Source organism: Bradyrhizobium sp., assembly GCF_030697065.1.
GTDB lineage: Bacteria > Pseudomonadota > Alphaproteobacteria > Rhizobiales > Xanthobacteraceae > Bradyrhizobium.
On sequence record NZ_JAUYQU010000013.1, the window covers coordinates 1 to 6,281 of the forward strand.

Below are 6,281 nucleotides of genomic sequence, written 5' to 3' on the forward strand. Positions count from 1 at the left end.
CAGCATCAATTCGCCGTCGGTGCAGCGGAACACGCCGGCGGGCATGCCGCCATTGCCCCAGGTGCCGCGCCGCGGCGGGGTCTGGCCGTTGACGAGGAAGATCTGCGCGTAATGCGACAGCGAGGCGATCACGGTGTCGAACAGGCAGACGTCGACATGCTGCCCCGCGCCGCCATTGGCCTTACGGTGATAGAGCGCGGCCAGAATGCCGATCGACGAGTTCATGCCGGTCATGTAATCGACGATGGAGGGGCCGACCTTCATCGGGCCCTCGCCGGGCTCGCCGTCGAGATGGCCGGTGACGCTCATCAGGCCGCCCATCGCCTGCAGGATCGCGTCATAGCCGGCGCGCGGCGCGTAAGGCCCGGTCTGCCCGAAGCCGGTCACCGAGCAATAGATGATGGCGGGATTGATCGCCCGAATCGATTCATAATCCAGCCGGTAGCGCTTGAGATCGCCGACCTTGTAGTTCTCCATCATCACGTCGCAGGATTTTGCCAGTTCGCGGACGATGTCCTGGCCTTCCGGGGTGGCGATGTTGACGGTGACCGATTTCTTGTTGCGGTTGGCGCACAGATAGAACGAGTTGTTGTTGTTCGCCTTGCCCTCGGGATCGCTGAGGTAGGGTGGACCGAAGGCGCGCGCGTCGTCGCCGCCGCCCGGCCGCTCGATCTTGATCACTTCGGCGCCGAGATCGCCCAGCATCTGCGCCGACAACGGCCCCGCCAGCACGCGCGTCAGATCGAGAATCTTGATGCCTTGAAGGGGCAGAGCCGACATGGGGAGTTCCTCCGGAATTTTTGGTCTTGTCGCGCGGGCGCATGCGACCCGGCGAATGTGAATCAGCGGATACACTATTTTGCCGGCGCCAAGCACTGCGCTCAGGACATGAAGCCATCCGTTGGCTGCGGCAAGGCGTTTCATTGACATGGACCATTCAATGGTCTATTATTTTGCACTGGAGAAACACCCCGTGCGGATTTCCGTCACCGAAGCCAAGGCACAATTGACCGAGCTGGTGCGGCGCGCCGAAGCCGGCGACGAAGTGATCCTGACCCGGCACGGGCATGAAGCGGTGCGGCTGGTACCGGTCGTGGCGGTGCTGGACCGGAAAGACAGGCGCATGCTGCTCGAGCAGGTTCGGGCGCGCGGTTCGGCCAAGGCAATCGCGGGGCCGGATGCGGCGCGAAGCCAGGATTTTCTCTATGGCGACGACGGCCTGCCCGGATGATCGCGGTCGATACCTCCGCGCTGATGGCGATCGCGCTCGATGAGGCGCAGGCCGATGCCTGCATTGCCGCGCTGGAGAACGAAGACAACGTCCTGATCTCGGCCGGCACCATCGCGGAGGCCTTGATCGTGGCGGCGCGGCGCAATGTCCACGAAGAGATCGAGAGCCTGATCGACGGGCTCGGCTTCACCGCCCTCGCGGTCACCCCCGCTTCGGCGCGGCGGATTGCGGCGGCCTATGGTCGCTGGGGAAAAGGCATCGATGCCGCCGGACTGAATTTCGGCGACTGCTTTGCCTATGAAGTCGCGAAAGAACACGACTGTCCCCTGCTCTATGTCGGTGGCGATTTCACCAGGACCGACATCAAGGGCGTGTTGTGATTTCGCCGCGGCCGGGATCGCGAAGCCGTCTTTTGGCGCTTTAGGTGACCCGTCGCGGCGCCGCGGCCGGCCGCCGACGGCAGGCGTCGACCATTCACGTTGGCGTGCGCGGCCCGGAATTTTTCGCCGGCGCGTTCGAACCGGTTTTCATCTGTCGCCGTCGAACTGCCGTGCGAACCATTCCGGTTTCGCCAGACAGGGAATGGAGAGTTTCAGATGTCGATGAAATCAATACTATCCGCAGCAGCGCTGGCCGCCCTCGCCATGGGCGCCATGGCGACGACCAACGCCCATGCGTTTGCACCCCGGCTTTGCGACGAAGCGGTATCGCGGCAGGCCTGCAGCGATCACCTCGCCTATCTCGCGACCATTTCGCGCCAGACCTATTCGGTCAGGAACAACGCTGTCGACAATCGGGCGATGCTCGATGCCGGCGGTGGTGGTGGAGGCGGCGGTGGCGGCGGCGGTGGTGGCCGATAAATCCCCCGGCTTCGAAGATTTTGCGGGCGCCGCCGGAATGACCCCGGCGGCGTTCGCATGGCACCGCTTCACGGCTGGTCCACGATGGTCGGACGCGACACGACGTAAGCCGCGCTCGCCAGCAGAACCGTCGCGACGCCGGCCGCCGCCGGCATCGACGGATGGGTGCTGAACCAGAATACGACAAACCCGAATGTCATCCCCGCGCAGGCCGTGATCTTGGCCGGACGCGAGATGGCGCCGGCGGAGCGCCAGTCCCGCAGCGGCTTGCCGAATCTGGGATGGTCGAGCAGCCATGCCTCCAGCCGCGGCGAGGAGCGCGCGAAACAGCCGGCCGCACCGATCAGGAAAATCGTCGTCGGCAGCAGCGGCGTCACCGCGCCGATCACGCCGAGCGCGACCAGCACCCACCCCAGGCAGAAATAGAAAATGCGCATTGGTTTGGCCGAGAACCAGCTTTTCGCGGTTCGGTGGATCGACTGGAGCGGGTGAAGGGAATCGAACCCTCGTATTCAGCTTGGAAGGCTGCTGCTCTACCATTGAGCTACACCCGCATCTGGCGATGAACTATCACGCCGGTCAGGCAGCCTCAACTGCCCCGGGCGGATTTGTCGGCCAGCGGCACCGGTTCCCTCCCCCGGCCCCCTTAACATCGGCCGAATCCTGCCTATACTGATGTCTCCATCAACGCAACGAAAGGAGGTGATCCAGTGTCTCTTACCAAGCGCTGTCACCTCGCTGGGATCGCCCGCTAGGCTCTAACCGGCCCGGCATCGGGGCGCTCTCAGCCCTGGACCAGCGAGTTCAAGAGTTGGAGCGCGACGGGAGCCATCCCGTCGCGCTTTTTTGCTGGCTGGAATGATCAGAAGCCGCAGACATTGACCGATCGCGGGCGCGGTCCGCGGCGATTTTCGATGATCCGCTCGCCGCCGTTGCAGGCCGAGCTGCCGTAGTAGCGGTGGTGGCCGGCCACGTCGTGCCAGTCGCCCGCCTGCGACGCCGCAGGAGCCCGCACGCTGTCGCTGATGATGGTGGCTGGCTTGCGTAACATGACCGTCTCCGTTGGTGGGCGCGCAATTGCTGCGTTCTGCCCATCAGTCGTTAACCCGGAGCGCCGCGTTCAAGGCCGTTTTCACTATCGTGTTTCCGGAGTGTTTCGTCGCGGTTCCGCAAGGCTGCCAACGGGGCGCTTTTCCTGCAGAATGCCGGATTGTCGGGATTGGCCCCGGCCGAACGTCTTCCGCAAACAGGCGACGTTCAGGTGTACCCCCAACAGCCGATCCGGCACCTTCAGGAGATACCGATGCTCTATGCCTTGCTGGCCTATCACGTCGAAACCGAGGTCACGTCCTGGACGCCGGAAGAGGACGCGGCGCTGATGGTGGACCTGCATCGGGTCCATGACCGGCTGCACCAGGAGGGACGGCTCGGACCGGCGGCGCGGCTGGGGGCGACCGGGAAGGCCCGCACCCTGCGCGGCCCGGGCGCCGGAACCGTGATCGACGGTCCGTTCGCCGAAACCAAGGAGCAGTTGCTGGGCCTCTACGTCCTCGACTGCGCCAGCGAGGAAGCCGCCATCGAGGCCGCGCGCGACCTGCGCCGCGTCAATCCGAGCGCGGTCTACGAGATTCGTCCGGTCCAGCTTTATCTGCCGGGCGTGCCCTTCCCGGTGACGGAGGCGGCAGGCGACGAGGGGTGATCACCCCTTCACAAAGACGAAATTGTTGCAGTAGTCCCTGCTCTTCCAGAACCATTCGCCATGCCGGCGCTGATGGACGTCCACGACGAATTCCGACAGCGGCAAGAGCTTGTCGCGGCAGATGAAGCAGCCGCGATAACCGAGGGCCTCGAGCCAGCCAAAGACCTCCCCGACATCGCCCGGCGCGAGGTGGCGGTTCTCGCACTCCAGCACCAGCAGCGGCGCGTGCCGGCGCAGGATCCGCTCGGCGCCCTGGAGCACCCCGAGCTCGGCGCCCTCGACGTCGATCTTGAGCAGCGCGATCCGGTCGCTCTCGACAAAATAATCGTCGAGCGCGACCACCGGCACCGACAGCGTGGTGAAGCTCGACGCCTCCACCGCCTTGCGGGTGAGCGATGCGCCAGGCGAATGACCCGACGGCACGAACAGGTCCTGCGCGCCGGAGCGCGCATGGACCGCTTTGGCCTCGACCGTCACATTGTCGAGCCGTAGCGTCCGGCACACAGCGGCGAGGCGCGCTGCGAAGTCCGGCTGCGGCTCGAACGCGATCACCCGGCCTCCCCGGCACCAACGGGACAGCCACAGCACGAAACTGCCCTTGTTGGCGCCGATGTCGCAGACGATGTCGCCGGGCCGGACAAGCCGCCGGATGACGTCGAACTCGCATTTCTGATCGCGGAACCTGGCCTTCAGCCCCCGCACCAGAAATCGCGCAGTCTCGATCAGGGGCATCCGGCGTCGCGAGCTCAGAGGGGGATGAAGTTTCAAATGTCGCTTTGGCCCGTCTTCGCTTTCGCTGCGCTCAAGCTACGCCGGACACGCTTCGACCTGACGCTCTTGCGTGGCTGCGCCACGCGTAGCCCGTCAGGGCGAAGCGTGGTGGGGAAGAAGTTGTGGAACCTAATAGCAAAGCCAGAGCCTTACGCCAAGGTGCGGGATTTTTTCGCGCTTTGAAGCGAAAAACAGTTATTTTGGGCTTGGCCCTCACCCGGTTGAGATCCGACCGAATCATGGGGTGCAGGGGTTCGATCCTCGCCAATATTGTGGAAATGCTTTGCCGCCGGCGCGGACGAGCGGGGCCTTAAAGCTTCCGTGACGTAGGCCGCGCGATGCCCTCGTCTCGCCCAAGAGTCGGTGCCGCGCGCGCCAGTGTAGAATTGGCGCGCCGATTGCCTCAGGCCGCCGGCTGCGTGGCGGCCTCTTCGCCAATGAGCCGCGCGAGCATCGATGCCGTCTCGGCCGGATGTTCCCAGTGCGGCGAATGGCCCCAATGCGCTTGGCTAATCAGCCTGCGCCCCTCGCCCAGAGCCAGTTCCGCCTGTTCTGCCGCAAGACAGAAGCCGTCAAGCTGGCCATGCAACACAAGGACCGGACCAGTGAACCCGTCGAGTGCATGAGTCAAATCGGCCGCCACCGCGGCATCCATCGCCGCCTTCCAATCGCTGGCCGTCAGTTTCATGCTTTCGGCCACCGCACGCTCGATGATCTTGCGTGGCGTATCCGGGCCAACGGCGCCCTCCTGGAACTCCCGGACGAAGCCGGGGTCAACCGGATCCGTCAACGGCACGATCGCGTCATCCCTGAAGCTGATGACCGCCGGATCGGTACCCATCCGGATGAAGGCGCCGATCAGTGTCAGGCTGGCAACGCGCCCCGGCACCAGTTCCACAAGCTTCTGCGCCACCGTTGAGCCGAGGCTGTGGCCGACGACATCGGCGCGCGCGAGGCCGAGCGCATCCATCACCGCGAGCACGTCGCGCGCCATGTCGGCGAGGCGGTAACCCTGTGCCGGCTTCGCGCTGTTGCCGTGCCCGCGCAGCGACACGGCGATCAGCCTCATGTCGTCGGGCATCTCTGCCATCAACGGCAGATAGGACGACCAGCTGTCAGACAAGCCGTGGATCAGGATCACCGGGCGGCCGTCCACGGCTCCCGTTTCGCCGATGTCAAGGTCAAGCGCCGGCCCGACGCTGATCCGGTAGTTTCGCGTTTTCATTCGTTTCTCCATGAGTTGGTCGCGCGAGCCGAAAAATCAGGTTGAGGATGGTTGCCGACGCAGAGCAGGTTCAGGCTGCGCGAACAGCGCCCCCCGGTTCGCCGAAAGAAGCGTGCGATGACCGGCGGCCGCGTCGTCGAGGTTCTCAAAGGCGGTTCAGGTCGTCTCTGAGCCACACGCGGCGGAAGGCAGCGCGGGCCTGGCCCGGTGGTCTAGGCCGATGTCGCGCAGCATGTCGGTGCTGAGCCTTCCAGCACGGGTATGGTCTCGCGCGTTCGGGCAAGTGCATGCCACCTGCTGAGAAGTGTCATGGCGGTCTCTCCGTTTTCTATGGCGGGGCGCCGCAGATGTGCGGTCGCTGCCCGAGTTGCTTGCTGACGGAGCGCGAGGCGCGATCTTCTGGCTTGCGCCGATCCGATGTATGCTGTGCCCGTCTCGGCGGCGCGTTTGTGCACTGGGGAGCCGATCAAGACTAGAAGTCGCGTGGTACGGTTT

General features: G+C 64.8%; 9 protein-coding genes and 1 tRNA gene. 4 read left to right on the plus strand and 6 right to left on the minus strand.

The window, feature by feature from the left end; genetic code table 11:
* Positions 1-780 (minus strand): CaiB/BaiF CoA-transferase family protein (locus Q8R73_RS01105; protein WP_305717709.1); only part of this gene is annotated, 780 nt, incomplete at its 3' end.
* 193 nt (positions 781-973) lie between these two features.
* On the opposite strand from Q8R73_RS01105, the gene Q8R73_RS01110 reads away from it, so the two are divergent.
* From Q8R73_RS01110 to Q8R73_RS01120, 3 genes are all read left to right on the plus strand, one after another.
* The gene (locus Q8R73_RS01110) at positions 974-1,231 is read left to right on the plus strand and encodes a type II toxin-antitoxin system Phd/YefM family antitoxin (protein ID WP_305717717.1); all 258 of its coding nucleotides are present in this window, start codon (positions 974-976) and stop codon (positions 1,229-1,231) included.
* Positions 1,228-1,611, plus strand: coding sequence for a type II toxin-antitoxin system VapC family toxin (locus Q8R73_RS01115; RefSeq protein ID WP_305717710.1), 384 nt, complete (start codon positions 1,228-1,230; stop codon positions 1,609-1,611). Before Q8R73_RS01110 ends, Q8R73_RS01115 begins: the two co-directional genes overlap by 4 nt.
* A gap of 216 nt (positions 1,612-1,827) precedes the next feature.
* A complete protein-coding gene (locus Q8R73_RS01120) occupies positions 1,828-2,091 on the plus strand; it encodes a hypothetical protein (protein WP_305717711.1) in 264 nt (87 codons plus the stop codon).
* A 68-nt stretch (positions 2,092-2,159) separates the two neighbouring features.
* On the opposite strand, the gene Q8R73_RS01125 is transcribed toward Q8R73_RS01120, so the two are convergent.
* The 3 genes from Q8R73_RS01125 to Q8R73_RS01135 all read right to left on the minus strand — a co-directional run bounded on the left by Q8R73_RS01125 (position 2,160) and on the right by Q8R73_RS01135 (position 3,142).
* Positions 2,160-2,528 carry a YbaN family protein gene (locus Q8R73_RS01125; RefSeq protein ID WP_305717712.1) on the minus strand — a complete coding sequence of 123 codons (369 nt, stop codon included), beginning with the start codon at positions 2,526-2,528 and terminating at the stop codon, positions 2,160-2,162.
* A 43-nt stretch (positions 2,529-2,571) separates the two neighbouring features.
* A tRNA-Gly gene (locus Q8R73_RS01130) sits at positions 2,572-2,645 on the minus strand.
* A gap of 308 nt (positions 2,646-2,953) precedes the next feature.
* Complete coding sequence (locus tag Q8R73_RS01135; RefSeq protein ID WP_305717713.1) at positions 2,954-3,142, minus strand: hypothetical protein; 189 nt, start codon at positions 3,140-3,142, stop codon at positions 2,954-2,956.
* 252 nt (positions 3,143-3,394) lie between these two features.
* On the opposite strand from Q8R73_RS01135, the gene Q8R73_RS01140 reads away from it, so the two are divergent.
* Complete coding sequence (locus Q8R73_RS01140; RefSeq protein ID WP_305717714.1) at positions 3,395-3,790, plus strand: YciI family protein; 396 nt, start codon at positions 3,395-3,397, stop codon at positions 3,788-3,790.
* On the opposite strand, the gene Q8R73_RS01145 is transcribed toward Q8R73_RS01140, so the two are convergent.
* The gene (locus Q8R73_RS01145) at positions 3,791-4,522 is read right to left on the minus strand and encodes an FkbM family methyltransferase (protein ID WP_305717715.1); all 732 of its coding nucleotides are present in this window, start codon (positions 4,520-4,522) and stop codon (positions 3,791-3,793) included.
* A 442-nt stretch (positions 4,523-4,964) separates the two neighbouring features.
* Positions 4,965-5,786 (minus strand): alpha/beta fold hydrolase, encoded by an 822-nt coding sequence (locus tag Q8R73_RS01150; RefSeq protein WP_305717716.1) that lies wholly within the window; start codon positions 5,784-5,786, stop codon positions 4,965-4,967.
* Between the last annotated feature and the right edge of the window lie 495 nt (positions 5,787-6,281).

Bases quoted from the DNA above. Each gene is read 5' to 3' on its own strand.
- Q8R73_RS01120 (WP_305717711.1), top strand. From the start codon at position 1,828: ATGTCGATGAAATCAATACTATCCGCAGCAGCGCTGGCCGCCCTCGCC.
- Q8R73_RS01115 (WP_305717710.1), top strand. From the start codon at position 1,228: ATGATCGCGGTCGATACCTCCGCGCTGATGGCGATCGCGCTCGATGAG.
- Q8R73_RS01150 (WP_305717716.1), bottom strand. From the start codon at position 5,786: ATGAAAACGCGAAACTACCGGATCAGCGTCGGGCCGGCGCTTGACCTT.
- Q8R73_RS01145 (WP_305717715.1), bottom strand. From the start codon at position 4,522: ATGCCCCTGATCGAGACTGCGCGATTTCTGGTGCGGGGGCTGAAGGCC.
- Q8R73_RS01140 (WP_305717714.1), top strand. From the start codon at position 3,395: ATGCTCTATGCCTTGCTGGCCTATCACGTCGAAACCGAGGTCACGTCC.
- Q8R73_RS01135 (WP_305717713.1), bottom strand. From the start codon at position 3,142: ATGTTACGCAAGCCAGCCACCATCATCAGCGACAGCGTGCGGGCTCCT.
- Q8R73_RS01125 (WP_305717712.1), bottom strand. From the start codon at position 2,528: ATGCGCATTTTCTATTTCTGCCTGGGGTGGGTGCTGGTCGCGCTCGGC.